We start from the raw sequence: 21,567 nt of genomic DNA on the forward strand, positions 1-21,567 counted from the left end.
ATAGTAGCTCAATGATAAAATTACGCTTTGCCTCAATTCTTTTTTTATTCGGAATTGTAGCAACTTCTTTCGGGCAACAGCCTAAAAAACCTACCAGTTCACAGATATATCACGAATTACAAAACCTCAATTTTTTAGGGAGCGCACTCTACGTAGCAGCGCATCCCGATGATGAAAACACACGGTTAATTTCATACCTCGCAAATGATTTGCATGCGCGGACAGCCTATTTATCTCTAACGCGTGGTGATGGAGGACAAAATTTAGTGGGCCCCGAAATTAGAGAACTTTTAGGCGTAATTCGTACGCAGGAACTTTTGGCTGCTCGTCGCACCGATGGGGGACAGCAACTATTCACTCGTGCCAATGATTTTGGATATTCAAAACACCCAGATGAAACGTTGGCAATTTGGAACGAGGAAGAAGTATTGAGCGATGTAGTTCGTGCCATTCGTAAATTTAAGCCAGATGTAATCGTAAATCGTTTTGACCATCGCAGTCCGGGAAGCACACATGGGCATCACACCTCTTCGGCAATGTTGAGTTTTGATGCGTTTGATTTGGTGAGCGATGCTTCAAAATATCCTCAAACAGCAAAAGAATATGGTGTTTGGCAACCCAAAAGATTGATGTTTAACACCTCGTGGTGGTTCTACGGAAGTAGAGAAAAATTTGAAGCTGCAGACAAATCAAAATTAGTGACTGTTGAAACTGGAGGCTACTACCCTGCTCTAGGGCTTTCCAATGGCGAAATCGCATCATTGAGCCGAAGCATGCACAAAAGCCAAGGTTTTGGAAGTACAGGTTCCCGCGGAAATGAAAAAGAATATTTAGAATTTTTAAAAGGAGATTTCCCATCAGATAATACTAACCTTTTTGATGGCATTAATACAACGTGGTCACGCATTGAAGGAGGAACTACCATTGGAAATATTTTGAACCCTTTAGCCGAAAACTTTAATTTCAAAGACCCTTCGGCAATGATTCCACAATTGTTACAGGCGTATGAATTGCTGAAAATTTCAAAAGATGAACACTGGAAATCCATTAAACTTCCGCAGTTGGAAAAATTGATATTGGACTGCGGCGGAATCTTTTTAGAAGCCATTTCAGAAACCGAAACCATCAATCCGAAAGCTTCTTTTAAGGTAAATATTGAAGCCATCAATCGCAGCGGTCAGCCTGTGGTTTTAAATAGTATTGAAACTGTTTCGGGAAAAACCTTAAACAACAACGTTATTTCTTTATTGAACAATGAAAAAACGGAACTTGAAGTGCAGCTCGTTTCAGAAAACGATATGCCCTCAACTGCATATTGGTTGAACAAAAAAGGAACATTAGGCATGTACAATGCACCAAAAGAGATGATTGGATTGCCAGAAACGCCTGCGCCAGAGCAAGTGGTTTTTAATTTACAAATAGGTCGTTCTACGTTGAACATCATGAAAGATGTGGTTTATAAATTTAACGACCCTGTGGATGGCGAAGTGTATCGCCCATTGCAAGTATTGCCCGAAGCAACATCCAGCATTGCTGAAAAAGTACTTATTTTTGCTGATGAAAATTCAAAGGTGATTCCTGTGACAGTTCGTGCGGGAAAGGACAATGTGAGCGGGACAGTTTTACTGAATGCTCCCAACGGATGGAACGTTAATCCTGCTTCTCAAGTATTTTCTTTGGAACGTTCGGGAGAAAGTACAACGGTTAATTTTACAATTACACCACCAAAAAATCAAAGTGAAGGATTATTGAAACCCGTGGTTCAAGTGGGCGACTCTTATTATGATAAAGAATTGGTTTTAATGGATTACGACCATATTCCGTATCAGTCGGTTTTATTGCCTTCGGAAGCTAAAGTGGCTCGAATTTCGATTGAGAAAAAAGGACAGAATATTGGATATATCAATGGCGCTGGAGATGCCATCCCGGAGAGTTTAAAACAAATTGGGTATGATGTTACGACGATTTCAGCAGCAGAAATTTCCGAAGAAAATTTAAAACAATTTGATGCCATCGTTGTAGGAATAAGAGCCTACAATACAGTGCCCGAATTGGCATTTGCTAAAAAAGCACTCGACGGCTACGTTGAAAATGGCGGGACGTTAATTTTACAATACAACACTTCGCATAGATTGGTGACAGAAGATTTGGTGCCTTATGAATTAAAACTTTCGCGAGACCGCGTGACAGATGAGTTTAGCGAGGTCAAATTATTAGAGAACGATCATCCTATTTTAAATTCGCCAAACAAAATAACAGAAGCCGATTTTGAAAATTGGGTGCAAGAGCGCGGATTGTATTTCCCAAGCGAATGGGGAAAAGAGTTTACACCTATTTTAGGGATGAAAGATAAAGGCGATTCTATGTCAAAGGGTTCATTACTCGTTGCCAATTATGGTAAAGGCTATTACATCTACACAGGACTCAGCTTTTTTAGGGAGTTACCAGCGGGAGTGCCTGGAGCCTATAGATTGTTTGCTAATTTGATTTCGATTGGGAAGTAAAAAACACAACTAATAATAATTATGGAAGTAGATAAAGTAGTTGAAGAAGTAAAAGACAAATTTGTCTGGAAAAAGAAGTTCACACTCGTTCTTTTACTTAACGCTGGATATATCCTCCTTTTTTATCTTTTAATGAAACACTACGCCTAATGGAACAAATAGACTGGTATATCCTCATTGGTACGTTAGTTTTTATTGTTCTCTACGGAACGTATAAAGCGCGCGGAAGTCAAAATGTAACCGACTACTTAAAAGGTGGTAGTGACTCTCGTTGGTGGACCATTGGATTGAGTGTTATGGCTACCCAAGCGAGTGCGATTACATTTCTTTCCACTCCGGGACAGGCATTTCATAGTGGGATGGGTTTTGTACAGTTTTACTTTGGATTGCCCATTGCGATGGTCGTTATTTGCCTTGTTTTTATTCCCATTTATCATAGGCTTAAAGTATTTACGGCATACGAATATTTAGAGACGCGTTTCGATTTAAAAACGCGCACACTTACTGCAATTCTCTTTTTAATACAACGTGGTCTCGCAGCTGGAATTACCATTTTTGCACCCGCGATTATTTTATCTGCCGTGTTGGGTTGGGATTTAATCCAATTGAACGTTATTATTGGAGTTCTCGTGATTATTTATACCGTAAGTGGCGGTACCAAAGCTGTGAGCGTTACGCAAAAGCAACAGATGGCAGTCATTTTTGGTGGAATGTTTCTTGCTTTTTTAATCATTCTCAACTATCTACCACTTGATATCAACTTTGATAAAGCACTTCAAATTGCAGGAGCAAGCGGAAAATTGGATGTGCTTGATTTTTCATTTAACCTTGATAATAAATATACATTTTGGAGTGGAATCATTGGTGGAAGTTTTTTGGCGCTGTCTTATTTTGGAACAGACCAAAGCCAAGTGCAACGTTACTTAAGTGGTCGTTCCATGAAAGAAATGCAAATGGGAATGATTTTCAACGGACTTTTAAAAGTACCCATGCAGTTTTTTATTTTGCTAGTGGGTGTTATGGTTTTTGTTTTCTACCAATTTAACAGCTCCCCCTTGCATTTTAATCCAAGCTCTGTAAAAGATGTTATGGAATCTGAATTTGCACAGGAATATCAATCCTTAGAAGCTGAGAAAACGCAATTAGAAAAAGAGATTAGAGCCAAGCAACTTACATTTTCTGTGATGGAAGATGATGCGGATAAAAGTGGGATTCTTTCTGAAATTTCTGCTTTAAACACTCAGGAAGCAGCATTAAGAGAACAGGCGAAAGAAACTATTATAAAAGCAAATCCAGATGCTGAAACGAATGATAAAGATTACGTTTTCATTCATTTTATTTTAAATAATCTACCCAAGGGATTGATTGGATTGCTACTCGCGGTTATTTTGAGTGCGGCGATGTCTTCCACAGCTTCAGAGCTAAATGCTTTGGGCTCTACCACTACGATTGACCTTTATAAACGAAACATTCGAGGCAAAGGTGACAAACATTATGTAAATGCTTCAAAATGGTTTACCATGCTCTGGGGCGTCATTGCAATATGCGTCGCATGCGTCGCCAATTTATTTGAAAACTTGATTGAACTCGTTAATATTATTGGCTCTATTTTCTACGGAAATGTACTGGGCATTTTCCTTCTTGCTTTCTTTTTCAAATACGTTAAAAGTAAAGCCGTATTCATCGCAGCGATTATTACACAAGCGATAATTTTTTATGTTTGGTGGATTGATTTAATGCCTTACTTATGGTTAAACCTTGCAGGCTCTGCTTTAGTTATTTTTATTGCTTTTGTGTTGCAGGGAGTGATTGGAAATAAAGATACCCAGAATATCCTTTCAAATATTGAATAGTGGCATTATGAAAATCCTACAGATATCGTTTAAAATTTGCTATCAATTAATATTTTAATTATAACAATTGATTGAATCTGCCTTTTTAAAAAATGTTTTAAAATTACCTTCCGGAAATTGAATTTTATTTTTTTTTAATAATTTTCCATTTCTATATTGAGAGATTATTTTATCATTAGACTCGTTAATAACTATAGAATCTCCTACTTCTAATTGATAAGTAATAACAATTAGTTTTGCCTTATTCTTATATAATTTACAGAAATATTTATTGTCAATCTCTTTAACATAACTCTCTTCATTCGAAAAAACATCACTAAGACAAACAACCCCATAAGAATATTCAATTGTTTTTATTTCAGAAATTATACCTGTCATTTCCAAATTAAACTCTTCATTAATATATTTATCATACTTAGAATTTAAAATTCTATTACATGAAATACATAATATAAATATTAGGAAGAAAAATTTCATTTTATTAAAATTAAATAAGAAATATGGTTTGAAATTTACAATAAAAAACGCCCCTTATAAAATAAGAGGCGTTTTGAAATTTATAAAAGAACAGATTATATTGCTCCCCACTCTTTCAATGATTTTTTGTTCAATGCAACATAATCCATATTACCTTGCTCTTGTGCCTGTGCCATTGACTCTTTTGCCGCCTTTATAGCACCTTTTTTATCACCAGCTTTTGCATAGATCAACGATTGTTGTCTTTTGTACCAAAACGCTTTATCGTTTGATGCAACCGCCTTGTCAATCCACTCTTTTGCTTTGTTGATGTCTTTTCCGTTTTCAAGATAGTACACAGCTGCATTGTAGTAATCACCACCACTTGGGCCGTTCATTACAGTTTCTATGCTAGAAGTTACCATTTTGTCTGTCATAGTAGTAAAAGGAACTGCTACGTATGTCTTGTCCCACATTATTCCTAAACTTGCACCATCATTTTTAAGGTCGTCAAAAGAAAGTGTAAATGTTTCAACTGGCATTGGCATTGCATATGTCTTTGCATTTAAAGTTGCCGCAACTTTGCTGTCATCCCATTTTTCTGGAGTTCCCCAGTTTTCAGTATCGGTATAAAAATATACATCCCAGTTCACTGCCCCAGGCTTTGTGAATACTGAGTAGCTTCCTGCTTTTAATTCTTTTCCACCAACTATTACATCATCACTAAAAGTTATAATAGTGTTTTTATTTGCACCCGTGCGCCATAATTTATCGTAAGGTACTAAATCACCAAATATAGTTCTACCTTTCATCGATGGTCTTGAATATTCAACTGTTACATCTGTCAATCCCACTTTTTGTTCTATCTCTTGAGACGGACTTGCTGCTGGAGTTTTAATTTGAGCATAAGTACCCATCGTTAGGGTCAACATTGCTGCGTAAAAAAATGTTTTTTTCATTTTATTTGTGTTTTATTTGTGTTAATAAGGTTATAAGATTCTTCGTGCAATTTACAAATACGTAGGTGGCAAAACAGTTAATAAAACCTTAAAATGAAACATTAATAAAACACTCTATTTCCCTATGCAAAAACGTTTTATAGCCGAATTTATAGCAACTTTCGCACTGGTATTTTGTGGCACAGGAGCCATGGTAATAAACGATTTCACGGGAGGTACCGTAAGTCATGCTGGAGTTGCCATCACATTTGGACTCATCGTTATGGCAATGATATATGCCTACGGCGACATTAGCGGTGCTCACATGAACCCAGCCGTTACCATAGGTTTCGCTTTTGCTAAAAAATTTCCGTGGAAAGAAGTTCCTTATTACGCCGTGGCACAAATAGGAGGTGCTTTTCTGGCAAGTGGAATTCTCTATTATTTATTCCCCGAAAGCGAAACCTTAGGTGCTACTCTACCGCAAATTGACGTATTCAAAGTTTTTATTTTTGAAATCATCCTTACATTTTTCCTCATGCTAGTTATCATAAATATTTCCACGGGTTCTAAGGAAATTGGAGTGATTGCTGGGATTGCCATTGGTAGCGTTGTTTTGCTCGAAGCTATGTTTGCTGGCCCAATTACCGGTGCATCCATGAATCCCGCGCGATCCATTTCGCCAGCGGTTGTATCAGGTAATATGCAGCATCTTTGGCTTTATATTATTGGTCCTATCATTGGCTGTATTATTGCCGTTCTGTGTGCTAAACTCGTCAAGCCAAAAGACTGTTTTAAAAAAGAATGTTGATTTTTTCATAGCTTCTGAAATGTAACAGCACCCAAATAATTGTATCATTTGTGATTTTTTGAAAATATCTTTTCCGGAATTTAAATTTCAGAATAACTGTATCAAACTGTTAATGTTTTGTTTAAGTTAATTGATAAACTTTCAAACAGTAATATCTTTATCTGAAAAAATCAAAATGAAAAAGAACATCAATTTTTTAAAATCCCTTTTTAATTTCCGAAGGAGAAAAAACGAAGCTACAAATGCAATGTATCGTTTAATGAAAATCAACGGAAATAGATTAGCCAGTTAATTTTCAGACGATAATTGACTTTTAAATACTGAAATTAATTTCAGTTAAAAACGTGGTATGAAAATTTATACATTACACGCCAAACAACGCGTGCCTATTACATTACAACAAGCATGGGATTTTCTATCAAACCCTAAAAATCTGAAGACCATAACACCAGATTATATGGGTTTCCATATTCTATCTGGTGCTGATAGACCTATGTATCCCGGCCAAATTATCCAGTATATCGTAACTCCAGTTTTAGGAATCAAAACAAAATGGGTCACCGAAATTACGCATGTTAAGGATTTAGAATATTTTGTAGATGAGCAACGCTTTGGGCCCTATTCCCTTTGGCATCACAAGCATTTTATCAATGAGATTGATGGCGGCGTAGAAATGGAAGATATTGTTGATTATAAAGTGCCTATGGGGATTTTAGGTCAATTGGTTCATCCCATTTTAGTAAAACCAAAACTCGACGAAATCTTTGAATACCGAAGAAATAAACTCATTGAGCTCTTTGGTGAAATGTAATATTTGCGCCTTTTCAAACCGAGTTTTTTGAAAAACAAATAACACATTTTGAGGCTCATAATAATGGTCTTTAGGAGAATCAGAATTTTAAAACTAACACCATGAAAAAAAATATACTATTAATAGGAGGTTCCTACGGAATAGGAAGAGAAATTGCAAATCAATTAAAAGACTCGCATAATATTATCATTGCATCACGCACCAATGACGATTCGCTAGAAGGAGTAACGCATCATACTTTTGATGCACTTGAAGACGATATTACATCATTAGACCTTCCTGAAGCGATTCACGGCTTAGTTTACTGCCCAGGAAGTATTAATTTAAAACCATTTAAACGACTAAAACCAGAAGCTTTTCTAGAGGATTTAAACGTCAACTTTATCTCTTTGGTCAAAGTGGTTCAGGGATTACTGCCCAATCTCAAAGCAGGTGAACAATCCAGTCTAGTTTTTTTTAGTACGGTTGCCGTTAAAGTGGGAATGCCTTTTCACACTAGTGTAGCCGCGGCAAAGGGAGCTATCGAAGGTTTCTCAAAAGCGTTAGCGGCCGAAAATGCTCCGAGCATGAGAGTGAATGTCATAGCACCTTCATTGACTGACACTCCCCTAGCAGAAAGACTTCTTTCAAACGATGACAAAAAAGATGCGATGGGTAAAAAACACCCGTTAAAAAGAGTTGGGACGACTAAAGATATTGCCAATATTGCCTCGTTTCTTTTAAGTGAAGAAAGCTCTTGGATGACAGGACAGATAATTGGTGTTGATGGCGGGATGTCAACATTGCAAACTCAGTAAAATTTCATTAAATAGTATGTCAAAACAAGTAAATATATTTTGGTTTCGCAGAGATCTTCGGCTAGATGACAACATAGGATTTTATAAAGCCCTTCACGGAAAATTTCCAGTACTTCCCATCTTTATTTTTGATTCTGAAATTTTAGACAAATTACCCAAAGACGATGCCCGAGTAAGTTTTATTTTTGACACACTACAAAAAATGCGAAATGAACTACAAGAAGAAGGAAGTAGTTTAGCCATGTATCATGGAAAACCTTTAGAAATCTATAAACAACTTATTAAGGATTTTGATGTTCAAAACGTAATAACAAATAGAGATTACGAAGTTTATGCACAAGACAGAGATACTGTAATTAAAGAATATTTAGCCTCGGTTAAAACTGGAAATGATGATGAAACCATAGGGTTTTACACGTATAAAGATCAAGTAATTTTTGAAAAAGACGATGTTATTAAAGACGACGGAGACCCTTATGTAGTCTACACTCCTTTTAAAAATAAGTGGAAGGCAACGTTTGATGCGGATAAAGATTTAAAGATTTATTATACAAGTCAGCACTTAGAAAATCTGTATCAAAATAGCCGGCTGCCCAATCTTACATTAAATGATATTGGTTTTGAAAAATCTTCTATTGAAGTTCCTGAGTACGATGTTACTCCCACGCTAATTCAAGAGTATGAAAAAACCCGAAATTTTCCAGCTCAGGACGGAACGTCACATTTAGGACCTCATTTACGTTTTGGAACGGTGAGCGTTCGTAAAATGATGAAAAAAGCAATTTCTGAAAACAACGAAGTTTTTTGGAACGAATTGATTTGGAGAGAATTCTTTATGCAAATTTTATGGCATTTTCCTGAAACGCAAGAAAAAGCATTCCGAAGCAAATATGACCGCATCGATTGGCGCAATAACGAAGAGGAATTTGAAAAATGGAAAACGGGAACAACTGGTTATGCCTTAGTTGATGCTGGAATGCGGCAGTTGAATACATCGGGATATATGCACAATCGAGTGCGCATGCTGGTTGCTAGTTTTTTATGCAAACACTTGTTAATAGATTGGCGCTGGGGAGAAACATATTTTGCTGAAAAATTGTTAGATTATGAACAATCGAGCAACGTGGGCAATTGGCAATGGGCCGCTGGAAGTGGTGTAGATGCTGCGCCTTATTTCAGGATTTTCAACCCAATGACACAAGTTGATAAATTTGACAAACAACACAAATATATCAAAAAATGGGTACCAGAATTTGGTACCGATTCCTACCCCGAAATGATGGTTGATCATAAAGAAGCACGCGAGCGTTGTTTAAAAACGTATAAAGAGGCTGTTTCTTAAATTTTCTGAATTTAATAATCACACCCATTTCAGTTGGCTTCAGCATTTTTAAAATTGATTTTAAACCAAATTTAGAGCGTTCTACTACAATTTTTCTTTGTTCGAAAAGTTATATTTGCACAAACCAAACTAACATCATGAATTTTAAAGTAGCATTACTATCTTCCCTATTATTTATTTCAATTTCATTAAACGCACAAACATCAGATGAAACTGAGAACCAACCAAATACTATCGAAAAACAATTTGTTGAAATCTTTGAAGGATCTAATAATTATAAAGGGGAACGAGGACAAAGATATGAAGTAGTGAAGGTTGATAAACTTAACCGTTTAAAGAAAAGTATTTCTGATAGTATATCAACACTCAAAAATTCAAATGCATCGAAAGATGTGACTATTGGTCAGCAAGAATCTGAAATTGCCACTCTCGAAAGTACATTGAAAACTACCCAAAACGAGCTTTCCGCTTCTCAAGAAAAGGAAGATGGAATAGAATTATTTGGTATACTAATGTCTAAAAGCACCTATAACACGCTAATGTGGTCCATTATTGGTATCTTATTAATCGGATTAATTATTTTCATTTTCAGATTTAAAAATAGTAACACCGTCACTAAAGAGTCAAAAGAAAAGCTCGCAGAAACCGAAGCAGAATTTGAAGACTATCGTCAGAAAAAGTTAGAAGAATTACAGCAAACAAGACGTAAACTTCAAGACGAGATCAATAAGAATAAATAGTCTGCGTTAAACTTCAATAGAACTTAAAAAGGTTCAATGAATTTCCAACAATTGGAAATTCATTGAACCTTTTTTAATAATTGATTTTTATCTATAATTATTCTGTTCTTGTAATTTTTGCGCCAATCGCTCTCAATCGCTCATCGATATTTTCGTAACCACGGTCAATTTGTTCAATATTATGAATCGTACTTGTTCCTTTTGCAGAAAGCGCTGCAATCAATAACGAAATTCCAGCTCTAATATCTGGAGAAACCATTGTTGTCGCTTTAAGCATAGACTCAAAATTATGGCCAATTACTGTAGCTCTGTGTGGATCACATAAAATAATACGTGCTCCCATGTCAATTAATTTATCAACGAAGAACAATCTACTTTCAAACATTTTTTGGTGAATCAATACACTCCCTTTTGCTTGTGTACAAACAACCAGTACAATACTCAATAAATCTGGGGTAAATCCTGGCCAAGGAGCATCTGCAACGGTCAATGTAGATCCATCGATATACCCTTGAATTTCGTAATGTTCTTGTTTAGGAATATAAATATCGTCTCCTTTTTTCTCTAATTTAATTCCTAGTTTTCTAAAGGTATTTGGAATCAGTCCTAAATTTTCCCAGCTAACATCTTTGATAGTGATTTCGCTGCGCGTCATTGCCGCGAGCCCAATCCAGCTTCCAATCTCAATCATATCAGGCAACACACGGTGTGAGCAACCTCCAAGTTTTTTAACACCATCAATGATAAGCATGTTTGAACCAACACCTTTAATGTCCGCTCCCATGGAGTTCAACATTTTACAAAGCTGTTGTAAATAAGGTTCACAAGCTGCATTATAAATAGTAGTGGTACCTTTTGCAAGTACAGCAGCCATCACAATATTTGCTGTTCCAGTTACTGAAGCTTGGTCCAGCAACATATACGCCCCTTTTAAACCTTTTGGCGCTTCAACACCATAAAAACGTTCTTCTTTGTTATATCTAAATTTTGCCCCAAGATTGATAAACCCTTCAAAATGCGTGTCCAAACGACGGCGACCAATTTTGTCACCTCCCGGACGTGGAATATATCCTTTCCCAAAACGTGCTAACAAAGGTCCAACAATCATAATAGAGCCTCTCAATGAGCTTCCTTCTTTTTTGAATAACTCACTCTCTAAATATTCTAGATTGATATCGTCACTCTTAAAAGCAAACTTCCCTTGTCCTAATTTTTGGATTTTTACACCTAGATTTCCTAGAATACCAATCAATTTATTGACATCTACGATATCAGGAATGTTTTCGATGATTACCTCTTCGGCAGTTAAGAGCACTGCGCACAAAATTTGCAAGGCTTCGTTTTTGGCTCCCTGCGGGCGAATTTCACCTTTTAGTCTGTGACCGCCTTCAATTTGAAAAGTTCCCATAAATCTTGGTAAGAAATGTTAGTAGCGCTTACGGCTCCTATTATTGTTATTATTGCTTTTATAATTTTTCTTGCTACTACCACCGTTGCTGGTGCTGTTAGTACTATTAAAGCGCTTTTTATTTTTCATCAAACTACTAGCGTTACGAAGGTCTTCATCACTTTCGCGAAGATCTAGTTTTCCATCACTTAATTCATATAAGTGCTTAAAAATCACATCGTCGTCCACCGTATCTTTGTTCCAATTAAGGAAACATTTTTTCATGTGGTTGGCGATTGTCAAAACAAGTCCCTCTTTCATGTCGCCTTCTTCCCAGCTGTTCGCAACATCAATCATTCGTTTGATGTTATTACCGTAAAATCTATATTTAGGGAAATTTTGTGGATACGCCAAAGGCTCTGGAGCCTCTGCTAATCCTTCGGGAGTTGGTTTCTCGTAAGGGGAATCTACGTCAAGCTTAAAGTCTGAAATAATAAACAATTGATCCCAAAGCTTGTGTTGAAAATCTGCCACATCACGTAAATGCGGATTCATATTTCCCATCACAGCGATGATGCTTTTTGCTTGTTTGTTGCGTTTTTCTTTGTCTTCTTCTGCAATGGCTTGATCCACCATTTTTTGAATATGTCTTCCATATTCCGGAATAATCAAATGCGGGCGCTCCGTGTTGTATTCTATGTCTGTAATCAAAATTGTATGTTTAAATTGGGGGTACTATTATGAAGTATATACTTGCAAAATAACACTTTTTATAAAGAAATAACACCTTCGATGGCAGAAACTTCTTTATATTTTGCAATGACCGCTTCTGGCGAATCCATTGTCACTCTTATAGATACGCTCGTATAGGTTCCTTTAGAGGAATCTCGTGTTTGTATTTCGGCGTTTATACCATCAAATATTTGTTCTATTTCAGCAATCTTTTCATTGGAGGCCGGAACGATAAATTTGTATAAATATGGTGCGGGCCATTCGGTATCCCCTTCTAGCTGTTCTTGGAGGCGGGTGTAAAACTCTTCTACTTTTTTTTCTTCTGCCATTTTCTTCTGAAATTTTATTACAAAGATACTTTATTGCTTCGGAAATATATAACAACTAAAACTTGAACAACTTGTAATATTTCCAAAGTAAAGCACAAATAGCACTCTTTAAAATTTCTCATTAAAAAACCCGAACTTTGCATTTTTAGAAGCAATAAAACATCGCATTGAAACCAAAAAGAATTGTTATCACCGGAGGCCCCGGTTCAGGTAAAACTGTTGTTATCGAACACCTTGAAGCACTTGGGCAAACCTGCATGCCCGAAATTTCGCGAAGCGTCATCAACGAAGCGCGCAAAAATGGGATTAACCAACTTTTTTTAACTGACCCTCTGCTATTTAGCCAAAAATTATTGGAAGGCAGACTCGCCCAATTTAAAGAAGGAGAAAATTACAAAGGACCTCATTTATTCTACGACCGTGGTATGCCAGATGTTACTGCTTATATGGATTTCATAGGTTCGCACTATACATTTGACTTTGAAAAACCCTGTTTTGATCACAAATATGATATAGTGTTCCTCATGCCCGCTTGGGAGAAAATTTACATCACCGATAATGAACGTTACGAAACCTTTGAGCAAGCACAATTAATACAAAATCATTTGCACGATGGCTATAAAAAATACGGGTACGAGGTAATTGAAGTTCCTTTTGACACTATTGAAAATAGAGCCCAATTTATACTAAATAACACCAAACATTTTTAAGTGAATTCGCCCCAAAACATATTAGAAAAGTACTGGGGCTACACATCGTTTAGGCCTAAGCAAGAAGAGATTATCAATTCAGTTTTAAATGGGATTGACACGGTCGCTTTGTTACCTACGGGCGGTGGTAAATCGGTTTGCTTTCAAATTCCTGCGTTGATAAATGATGGGATTTGTATAGTCATTTCACCTTTAGTTGCATTGATGACAGACCAAGTAAATGCGCTGAACGAGAAGGGTATTAAAGCAATGGAAATTAAAAGCGGCACCTCGTTTCAGCAATTAAATATATTGCTCGATAATGCTTGCTACGGAAATTTTAAATTCCTCTACCTCTCGCCAGAACGTTTACAACAAGAAGTGGTTCAAAATGCCATAAAACGCATGCCCGTTAATTGCATTGCCATTGACGAAGCACATTGTATTTCGCAATGGGGTAACGACTTTAGACCAGCCTATAAAAACATCACTGTTTTGCGTGATATTCATCCATTGGTTCCTTTCATCGCCCTAACAGCCACAGCCACTCCAGAAGTTTTAGAGGATCTCACAAAAGAACTCAAGCTCGAACTACCAAACATTGTAAAAAATAGTTTTGTAAGAGAAAATCTTTCGTATCAAGTTCATAAAGTAGATGACAAATTATACAAAATAGAACAACTCCTAAAGGACAACAAAGCTGCTGCAATCGTGTATGCACGAACTAGAAAAAACACCATTCAAACAAGTAAAGAATTAAATACTATTGGCATTAAGAGTGATTTTTATCACGGCGGAATATCTTCGGAAGAAAAAACTGCGAAACTCGGAGCTTGGAAAAATGGCATAACGCCTACTATAGTTGCGACGAATGCCTTTGGGATGGGGATAGATTTGGCTCATGTGCGTCATGTTATCCACATCCAACTCCCCGAAAGTATTGAGAGTTATTACCAAGAAGCTGGACGTGCTGGACGCGACGGTGAATATGCGATAGCCACCATATTATATAATGAGTATGATAAAAAATTGGTGAAAAATCAATTTATAGATTCGCTTGCAGATGCTACGGCAATAAAATTAATCTACAGAAAATTGAGCAGTCATCTTCAAATCCCTTACGGCGAAGGACTCAACGAGGAATTCTCATTTGATTTTAAAGAATTTTGCACCACGTACTCGTTAAATACACTCAGGACTTTTAATGGATTGAATACACTGGATAGATTAGGAATCATTCAATTATCAAAACAATTTGGACAGACTTCAAAAATGCGATTTCTCGTTTCTTCCAATCGGGCGTTGGAATACTTCAATGATGACCCATTGCAAGCTGTGATTGGAAAAACGATACTAAGATTGTACGGTGGTATTTTTGAAACGACCACAAATATCAACCTCCAACTCGTAAAATCGAAAACCAATCAATCTATTAGCACTATAATTTCAGCTTTAAAGAAAATGGAAAAGTCTGGGATAATAGAATTAAAAATCCACACGACCGATGCGAGTTTGTCCTATATACTACCGCGCGAAGATGATAAAACCATCAACCGTATTGCCAAAGAAGTCAATCGCCACAACGAAAAGAAAAAGCAACAAGTAGCTCAAATGATTGGCTATATTGAAAATGACAATACGTGCCGCAGTGTTCAATTGGCTACGTATTTTGGCGACAATAGCGCAAACCCTTGTGGGATTTGTTTCGTTTGCTCAAAGGAGTCGGTATTAGTTAGCAAAGCTGAAATGAGGTTGATTTCAGAAAAAATAATGCAGCAATTAGAAACATCGCAAATGACTTCAAGAGAACTCACCGAAACTCTTACTTTTACCGAATCAAAAATTTTAAAGATTTTACAAGTATTAGTTAATGCTGGAAAATTGGGAATTGGAATTAGAAATGAGTATTATTTAAAATGAAGTCGAAGTCGTAGCCGAAATCGAAAATTATAAATTAAAACAGCCCTACAATACTCCCTCTCCCTTGGAGAGGGCTGGGGAGAGGATTATGAAAAAAGATTTAAGAATAGTTTTTATGGGAACCCCCGAGTTTGCGGTGGGCGTTTTGAATGCGCTGGTTGAGGCGGGCAAAAATATTGTAGGTGTCATTACTGCGCCAGACAGACCTTCGGGGCGCGGACGTAAATTAACTGCTAGTGCGGTAAAAGAATATGCGGTTTCACATAATATTCCCGTATTGCAACCTACTAACCTTAAAAATATGGATTTTCTCAATGAATTGAGAGCGCTCGATGCCAATCTACATATTGTGGTTGCATTTAGAATGTTACCAAAAGTGGTATGGGAAATGCCAGAATTCGGCACCTTTAATTTACATGCTTCCCTCCTGCCGCAATACAGAGGTGCCGCACCTATTAATTGGGCGATTATTAATAAGGAGCAAAAGACAGGAGTAACCACTTTCTTTATTGATGAAAAAATTGACACGGGTGCCATTATATTAAAGGACGAAATAGCTATCTCAAAAAAAGAAACCGTTGGGACGCTCCACGATACCTTAATGGAAATGGGCAGTAAACTCGTTGTGAAAACAGTTGATGCAATCTCAAGTGGTGAAGTAGAAACGGTAGAGCAGCCCAAAGGACTTTCGGGAGAAGCTGATACATTAAAGGATGCGCCAAAGTTGACTCCTGAGAATACGTATATTGATTGGAATGCTTCGGTAGAAACCATCGATGCTTTTGTAAGAGGCTTAAATCCATATCCTGGGGCGTGGAGTTTTTTAATTCAGAAAGATGAGAAGCAAAAAGTAAAAATCTTTAAGGTTTCTGAAATTTTAAGTTCCGAAGAAATTTTTTCTGAAATTAATATTTCCGAAGAAAAAGAAGTAGGTACTCTTTTTATTGTAGGAAAAAGATTATTTGTAAACTTAAAAGATGACATGCTCGAAATTCTCGAAATCCAATTGCCTGGGAAACGTAAAATGATGACAAAAGACTTATTAAATGGTTATTCATTTGAGGACAGTTCTAAAATGATTGTAAACCCTCATTCTCATTGATTTCGTTAATTTTGGTCAAATTTTGATCAGGATTATTAACAATAGGGAGTAGTTATCAACAAATAAGGGGTTTTAGCCCGTCAATCCTTGCCTGTGTTGAATATCCGTTTAAATTTGTAAAGCAATTAATCAATTTATTTAATTTAAACACACACTATGAACAAATCAGATTTAATCGACGCAATGGCAGAAGATGCTGGAGTAACTAAAGCAGCAGCAAAAAAAGCATTAGAGTCATTCTTGGGTAACGTACAAGGATCATTGAAAAAAGGAAACAGAGTTTCTTTAGTAGGTTTTGGATCTTGGTCAGTTTCTAAAAGAGCTGCAAGAGAAGGAAGAAACCCACAGACTGGAAAAACTATTAAAATCGCTGCTAAAAACGTAGTGAAGTTTAAAGCAGGTTCAGATTTACAGAGTTCTGTAAACTAAGCATCTTTTTACCATTTTAAAGTGCTCATTACTTGATGTTTATCTTGTATTGAGCACTTTTTTTATTTCTACTGTTCTACTTAATGGTAGTAATGTGTTGGTCGTTATTAAAAATTTGGTTAGATTTAATCAACTAAACTACCAAAAAATGACTACGCTCAAACCAGCTAAAGGAAGATTACTAGTCGCCGAACCCTCCATTATTGGGGACGTTTCGTTCAATAGATCTGTTGTACTACTTGCAGAGTACAACGACAATAAAGGCACAGTAGGATTCATCCTCAATAAACCTCTAGGCTACACGCTCAAAGATTTTGTTCCAGAAGTTAATTCAGATTTACCAGTTTATAACGGTGGTCCTGTAGAACAGGATAATCTTTATTTTATTCACACTATTCCTGAACTCATACCCGGAAGTATTGAAATAAGCAATGGGATATATTGGGGTGGCGACTTTAATACAATCACTAAACTGCTAGTCAATGATACCCTAAACGAAACTCAAATACGTTTTTTTCTTGGCTATTCTGGTTGGGCGACAGAACAGTTAGAACAAGAATTAAAAGTGAATAGTTGGGTTGTTGCGCCAAATGTTTATGAGAACAAAATAATTGGCAAGCTCAACGAGGATTTCTGGAAAGAAAAGATGTTAGAATTTGGTGGTGACTATATGTTATGGAGCAACGCACCAGAAAACCCTAGCTATAATTAAGACTATCCCAGCCTCGCTTTTAAATTTAATTTTCCTAACAATTCTTTCGCAACAGTATTCTCATATTCTTTTTTGCGATACTTCGTTATGGATTGAATTCCGGCAATCACATTTGTTGTAAAAAGTTCATCTGCCTTTTGAAGTTCAAATGGAGAAATGCTGGCTTCTTCAATGGTATAGCCTTCTAGTTTTTCGCAAATTGCTAGAAGTTGCTTCCGCAAAATTCCTTTTAAACAGCCATCTGCTAAAGGTGGGGTTTTTATGTTTTTGTCTTTGACCAAAAAGAGGTTTCCATTTAAGGTTTCAACCACTTGCTTCTTTTCATTGAGTAGCAAACAGTTGTGATATTCGTTTTCTTTCGCAAAAATACTCCCCAATACATTGATAATCTTATTATTAGTTTTTAACGTACTCAATAAACCAGAAGTTATGTAGTGGTCCTTAAACAATTCAACTTCATAATCTCCCTCGTTGTTAATATAAAATGGTTGCGCTAATTCATTACAGGTTATCGCCCATTCCACATCATTTGTAGCAGGTGTGTAAAGTCCTCCTTCTTTTCGCCACACTAGTATTTTCGCTCTAAATGTTTTACTATCACTTTTTGTAGCTTCAATCGTAGCGAGTATTTGCTCTTCTAGATATTCTTGCGTAAAATTCATAGGAATTTCCATTCTTAAAATACGCATAGAAGACATCAATCTAAAATAATGGTCTTCCCAAAAAAGAATCTTACCTCCTGAAACTCGCAACGTTTCAAACACGGCATCACCATAATTTAAACCTCTATTTTTTATACTGCTTGTTGCTTCTGTTGAAGCCATTATTTTTCCGTTACTGTTGACCATAAAAAAACCGCTTTAAAGTAAGTTTAAAGCGGTGCAAAGATAATTGATATTGTAAGATTAGGACGAACCTAATATTTGTTTTAATTCACTTACCATATTTTCCCATAACATTTTTCCTTCTTCTACTTCGTCTTCCTCCGCATAATCGGTAATCATCAAAGAAACATCTCTTGTTATCCCGTCAACCTGAATTCTAAGCTCAAAATAATAGTCTGTACCTTCATCGACCATCCATCTAAATTTAATACGCTCATTACTCTTTTTACCAAGTAACATTGCTTTTTCTTCACTTCCATCCCAGATAAAAGTAAAAAATTCGCCGCGAGAATTTACATTGTCCGCATACCATTCAGACAATCCTGAAGGCGTTGAAATGTAAGTATATAGCAATTCTGGCGATACCTGTATAGGTATTTCCATTTCGTATTTAACCTTGTCTTCCATAGTTGTTTGTTAGATGCCCAATATAGATATTTCAATCAAATTGCAAAAGAAAGCAAGAAGATTTTTGTTTGTAGGAAAATGACGGCAATAATATTTTTACAATAAGGTTATTTGTTGACTTCGGAAATTTGACTCACTGAAAAAAGATTGTATAATGAACCTTTGTCTTTTTTAAATATGTGTCGAGAAAATCTAAAAAATAGCTTATTGTTTAAAATTTCCGAAGTAAAAATTATCTACTGTTTCTAGCACGTCCTCGATTTCGGTTTCCAGAGTTTCCTGAACCGCTTGCACTTGAGCTACTTTTTCCTTTGCTTTCAGAATTGCGGCTCTTATTACGGGGATTACTACGCTTATGTGCAGCCTTATTTTCGGCTTTCTTATCTAGAATGTCTTGCAAATTATCTGTTGGCTCAAAGCCTTCTAGAATAATGCTATCTAATTTTGAACCGAGTAATTTTTCAATCCCCCGTACATATTCAAACTCATCCACGCTCACTATAGAAATAGCATCTCCACTAGCTCCTGCTCTTCCGGTACGTCCTATTCTATGCACATAATCTTCAGGAATATTGGGGAGTTCGTAGTTGATAACATAAGGTAATAATGGAATATCGAGTCCGCGAGCGGCAATATCTGTCGCTACCAAGACCTTTACTTTACCACTTTTAAAACCCGCAAGTGCCTTTGTACGGGCACCTTGACTTTTATTACCGTGTATTGCGGCCGATGATATTCTAGCCTTATCTAGTTTTTGTGCCAATTTATTAGCACCATGTTTTGTTCTTGTAAAAATGAGCACTTGCTCCCAGTCACCTTCAGTAATTAGTTTTATGACCAAATCAGTCTTCGCACTTTTATTTGTGCGATAAATGGTTTGGTTTACTTTTTCGGCAGTGGTGTTTTCGGGTTCTGCTTCAACCATTACTGGATTGTTAAGAAAACTTCCAGCCAGTTTTTTAATATCCTTTGAAAATGTAGCCGAGAATAATAAATTTTGTCGTTTCTGCGGAAGCAATGCGAGTATCTTTTTAATATCGCGTAAGAATCCCATATCTAGCATTCTATCTGCTTCATCGAGTACTAAAAATTCGGTTTTTGAAAACGAAATATATCCTTGATTGTGTAAATCCAATAATCTTCCTGGCGTTGCGACAAGCACATCCACTCCTTGTTTTAAAGAACGTATTTGCGGATTTGCATTTACTCCACCAAAAATTACCATCGATTTGATATCTGTAAACTCCCCGTAGGCTTTTACATCTTCCAGTATTTGTGCAGCGAGTTCTCTGGTGGGTGTTAAAATTAAAGCTCTAATAGGCCTTTTGTGCAATGATGGAGAAGATATCATCTTCTCTAACATGGGCAATGTAAAACCTGCAGTTTTTCCCGTTCCAGTCTGCGCAGAAGCTAAGACGTCACGGCCTTCTAGTATTTTTGGGATTGCTTTTTCTTGAATGGGACTAGGTGTAGTGTATCCTTTTTTGCTAATTGCTTTTAGCAGGGCGTCAGAGAGCCCGAGTGATTTAAATGACATATATTATTGTTGAGAAACAACAACCCTAAATTTTTGGTGTCATTTCTTTATGAGCGGCAAAGGTACGTTTAATTTCTTCGGAAATGTTAAAAGCATGAATAATAGGAGTTATAATTGAAATTGGCGGGAATAAATATCGTTTAATGGAGCATTACAAATAGTAAATCAAAAAACTTAAAATGTGATGAATCAATCGTTTCCGAAGCGTTATAAAATTTTATATCAATATCGTTGAATAAAAAACAAACTAAAGTTTGCCCCACACTATTTTGTTTTTATCTTTGCACCCGCCTGTAGAAAAGTATTTTCAATAGGAATAACCAGGAATTTATGGCGAGGTAGCTCAGCTGGTTAGAGCACTGGATTCATAACCCAGAGGTCGGCAGTTCAAGTCTGCTCCTCGCTACTTTTAAACGCTTCTTTCGGGAAGCGTTTTTGTTTTTAGTTTTTTTTTAAACAAGTGACAGATGATAGGTAAAGTCTTCGCCTCGAGGTTTAAAAAGTTTTTCAACAGAATACTTTGATTAAATATTCTAGATTACTGGTAAAAAACTTCTTTTTAATTTCATCAAATCTTGTTCTTAAATAAGCATTCCAATTAAGATTATTAAATCAATTCTACCTAATTAGATTTCTATAGAACTTTGTGTATGTAATTGAGGAATAGAGATGAAAGTATTGATATAAATGTTAACATGCTGTAGTACTGCATATTTGTAAAATCCTCTATAGAAATAAGGGTATATGCTAAATAAAAACAACCTATAAGTACAGAAATCATTGATATGATTGTGAGTACTTTCCTGTTTTCTTCTTGGAGTCTTACTGAGAAAGAAAGTAATCCAAGTCCAATAAATAAAGGGAACATAGCCCATCCTAATGAATCTAAAAAAGAGGACATCCACTTCCAGTGTAAGACGCCCTCTTGATTTGTCTTTGCAAATAAATGCAGGAATGGCCCAAAAAATGCCATAACAAAATATATTCCCCCGTTACTCTTGATTATCTGGAACACCGTTACAGTTTGTGTCATTCGGTGGACAATTTTTTGATTTTTCTGTTTGTTGCTCATTTTGATCTAATGTTGACTCTGGTGTACAACTTGCGAATAAAGCTAATGCTGCGAATACTAAAAATACATTTTTCATAATAATATAAGTTATTTGGTTTATAATGCCGTAAAACT

The 21,567-nt window shown here is 36.3% G+C and carries 22 protein-coding genes and 1 tRNA gene; 14 read left to right on the top strand and 9 right to left on the bottom strand.

Annotated features, from left to right (window positions below):
• The first annotated feature begins 11 nt into the window (after positions 1-11).
• Genes ACSHW7_RS07615 through ACSHW7_RS07625 form a run of 3 tightly spaced genes read left to right on the top strand, consistent with a single transcriptional unit; the run spans position 12 to position 4,357 of the window.
• The gene (locus tag ACSHW7_RS07615) at positions 12-2,504 is read left to right on the top strand and encodes a PIG-L family deacetylase (protein ID WP_435678747.1); all 2,493 of its coding nucleotides are present in this window, start codon (positions 12-14) and stop codon (positions 2,502-2,504) included.
• 21 nt (positions 2,505-2,525) lie between these two features.
• Entirely contained in the window at positions 2,526-2,654 is a 129-nt protein-coding gene (locus ACSHW7_RS07620) for a hypothetical protein (RefSeq protein WP_435678748.1), read from the top strand.
• On the top strand, positions 2,654-4,357 hold the full coding sequence (locus ACSHW7_RS07625) for a sodium:solute symporter (RefSeq protein ID WP_435678749.1): 1,704 nt from the start codon (positions 2,654-2,656) through the stop codon (positions 4,355-4,357). Before ACSHW7_RS07620 ends, ACSHW7_RS07625 begins: the two co-directional genes overlap by 1 nt.
• Before the next feature lie 54 nt (positions 4,358-4,411).
• Here ACSHW7_RS07625 and ACSHW7_RS07630 read toward each other — a convergent pair whose 3' ends face one another.
• Both ACSHW7_RS07630 and ACSHW7_RS07635 read right to left on the bottom strand, forming a co-directional pair.
• Positions 4,412-4,834 (bottom strand): hypothetical protein, encoded by a 423-nt coding sequence (locus ACSHW7_RS07630; protein ID WP_435678750.1) that lies wholly within the window; start codon positions 4,832-4,834, stop codon positions 4,412-4,414.
• A 95-nt stretch (positions 4,835-4,929) separates the two neighbouring features.
• Positions 4,930-5,772 (bottom strand): DUF2911 domain-containing protein, encoded by an 843-nt coding sequence (locus tag ACSHW7_RS07635; protein WP_435678751.1) that lies wholly within the window; start codon positions 5,770-5,772, stop codon positions 4,930-4,932.
• Between the two features lie 124 nt (positions 5,773-5,896).
• Here ACSHW7_RS07635 and ACSHW7_RS07640 point away from each other — a divergent pair, with 124 nt between their 5' ends.
• From ACSHW7_RS07640 to ACSHW7_RS07660, 5 genes are all read left to right on the top strand, one after another.
• Positions 5,897-6,562, top strand: coding sequence for an MIP/aquaporin family protein (locus ACSHW7_RS07640; RefSeq protein ID WP_435678752.1), 666 nt, complete (start codon positions 5,897-5,899; stop codon positions 6,560-6,562).
• Between the two features lie 349 nt (positions 6,563-6,911).
• Entirely contained in the window at positions 6,912-7,373 is a 462-nt protein-coding gene (locus tag ACSHW7_RS07645; RefSeq protein WP_435678753.1) for an SRPBCC family protein, read from the top strand.
• A 101-nt stretch (positions 7,374-7,474) separates the two neighbouring features.
• On the top strand, positions 7,475-8,170 hold the full coding sequence (locus ACSHW7_RS07650; protein ID WP_435678754.1) for an SDR family NAD(P)-dependent oxidoreductase: 696 nt from the start codon (positions 7,475-7,477) through the stop codon (positions 8,168-8,170).
• A 16-nt stretch (positions 8,171-8,186) separates the two neighbouring features.
• Positions 8,187-9,512, top strand: coding sequence for a cryptochrome/photolyase family protein (locus ACSHW7_RS07655; RefSeq protein WP_435678755.1), 1,326 nt, complete (start codon positions 8,187-8,189; stop codon positions 9,510-9,512).
• A 137-nt stretch (positions 9,513-9,649) separates the two neighbouring features.
• Complete coding sequence (locus ACSHW7_RS07660) at positions 9,650-10,252, top strand: tRNA (guanine-N1)-methyltransferase (RefSeq protein WP_435678756.1); 603 nt, start codon at positions 9,650-9,652, stop codon at positions 10,250-10,252.
• Between the two features lie 97 nt (positions 10,253-10,349).
• Here the strand turns inward: ACSHW7_RS07660 and murA are convergent, their stop codons facing one another.
• From murA to ACSHW7_RS07675, 3 genes are read right to left on the bottom strand one after another with little or no spacing between them, the layout of a single operon-like run.
• Positions 10,350-11,660: a UDP-N-acetylglucosamine 1-carboxyvinyltransferase gene (gene murA / locus ACSHW7_RS07665; protein WP_435678757.1), complete on the bottom strand. Its 1,311-nt coding sequence runs from the start codon at positions 11,658-11,660 to the stop codon at positions 10,350-10,352.
• An 18-nt stretch (positions 11,661-11,678) separates the two neighbouring features.
• Positions 11,679-12,350, bottom strand: a complete 672-nt coding sequence (locus ACSHW7_RS07670) for a DUF4290 domain-containing protein (protein WP_435678758.1) — start codon at positions 12,348-12,350, stop codon at positions 11,679-11,681.
• A gap of 59 nt (positions 12,351-12,409) precedes the next feature.
• Complete coding sequence (locus ACSHW7_RS07675; protein ID WP_435678759.1) at positions 12,410-12,700, bottom strand: DUF493 family protein; 291 nt, start codon at positions 12,698-12,700, stop codon at positions 12,410-12,412.
• Between the two features lie 167 nt (positions 12,701-12,867).
• Between ACSHW7_RS07675 and ACSHW7_RS07680 the strand changes: the two genes are divergently transcribed.
• From ACSHW7_RS07680 to ACSHW7_RS07700, 5 genes are all read left to right on the top strand, one after another.
• On the top strand, positions 12,868-13,410 hold the full coding sequence (locus tag ACSHW7_RS07680; RefSeq protein ID WP_435678760.1) for an AAA family ATPase: 543 nt from the start codon (positions 12,868-12,870) through the stop codon (positions 13,408-13,410).
• Positions 13,411-15,309, top strand: coding sequence for a RecQ family ATP-dependent DNA helicase (locus ACSHW7_RS07685; protein ID WP_435678761.1), 1,899 nt, complete (start codon positions 13,411-13,413; stop codon positions 15,307-15,309).
• Positions 15,310-15,397: 88 nt separating this feature from the next.
• Positions 15,398-16,411 (top strand): methionyl-tRNA formyltransferase, encoded by a 1,014-nt coding sequence (gene fmt / locus ACSHW7_RS07690; protein WP_435678762.1) that lies wholly within the window; start codon positions 15,398-15,400, stop codon positions 16,409-16,411.
• 156 nt (positions 16,412-16,567) lie between these two features.
• Positions 16,568-16,840: an HU family DNA-binding protein gene (locus ACSHW7_RS07695; RefSeq protein WP_151673570.1), complete on the top strand. Its 273-nt coding sequence runs from the start codon at positions 16,568-16,570 to the stop codon at positions 16,838-16,840.
• 148 nt (positions 16,841-16,988) lie between these two features.
• Positions 16,989-17,552, top strand: a complete 564-nt coding sequence (locus tag ACSHW7_RS07700) for a YqgE/AlgH family protein (protein WP_435678763.1) — start codon at positions 16,989-16,991, stop codon at positions 17,550-17,552.
• A 2-nt stretch (positions 17,553-17,554) separates the two neighbouring features.
• Here ACSHW7_RS07700 and ACSHW7_RS07705 read toward each other — a convergent pair whose 3' ends face one another.
• From ACSHW7_RS07705 to ACSHW7_RS07715, 3 genes are all read right to left on the bottom strand, one after another.
• Positions 17,555-18,400 carry an aminotransferase class IV gene (locus ACSHW7_RS07705; protein WP_435678764.1) on the bottom strand — a complete coding sequence of 282 codons (846 nt, stop codon included), beginning with the start codon at positions 18,398-18,400 and terminating at the stop codon, positions 17,555-17,557.
• 57 nt (positions 18,401-18,457) lie between these two features.
• The gene (locus tag ACSHW7_RS07710; RefSeq protein ID WP_435678765.1) at positions 18,458-18,844 is read right to left on the bottom strand and encodes an START-like domain-containing protein; all 387 of its coding nucleotides are present in this window, start codon (positions 18,842-18,844) and stop codon (positions 18,458-18,460) included.
• Between the two features lie 232 nt (positions 18,845-19,076).
• A complete protein-coding gene (locus ACSHW7_RS07715; RefSeq protein ID WP_435678766.1) occupies positions 19,077-20,381 on the bottom strand; it encodes a DEAD/DEAH box helicase in 1,305 nt (434 codons plus the stop codon).
• Positions 20,382-20,713: 332 nt separating this feature from the next.
• Here ACSHW7_RS07715 and ACSHW7_RS07720 point away from each other — a divergent pair.
• Positions 20,714-20,787 (top strand) — tRNA-Met (locus tag ACSHW7_RS07720).
• 228 nt (positions 20,788-21,015) lie between these two features.
• Here ACSHW7_RS07720 and ACSHW7_RS07725 read toward each other — a convergent pair.
• Positions 21,016-21,453 carry a hypothetical protein gene (locus ACSHW7_RS07725; protein ID WP_435678767.1) on the bottom strand — a complete coding sequence of 146 codons (438 nt, stop codon included), beginning with the start codon at positions 21,451-21,453 and terminating at the stop codon, positions 21,016-21,018.
• Between the last annotated feature and the right edge of the window lie 114 nt (positions 21,454-21,567).

This window comes from Patiriisocius sp. (genome assembly GCF_051252435.1).
Lineage (GTDB): Bacteria > Bacteroidota > Bacteroidia > Flavobacteriales > Flavobacteriaceae > Patiriisocius.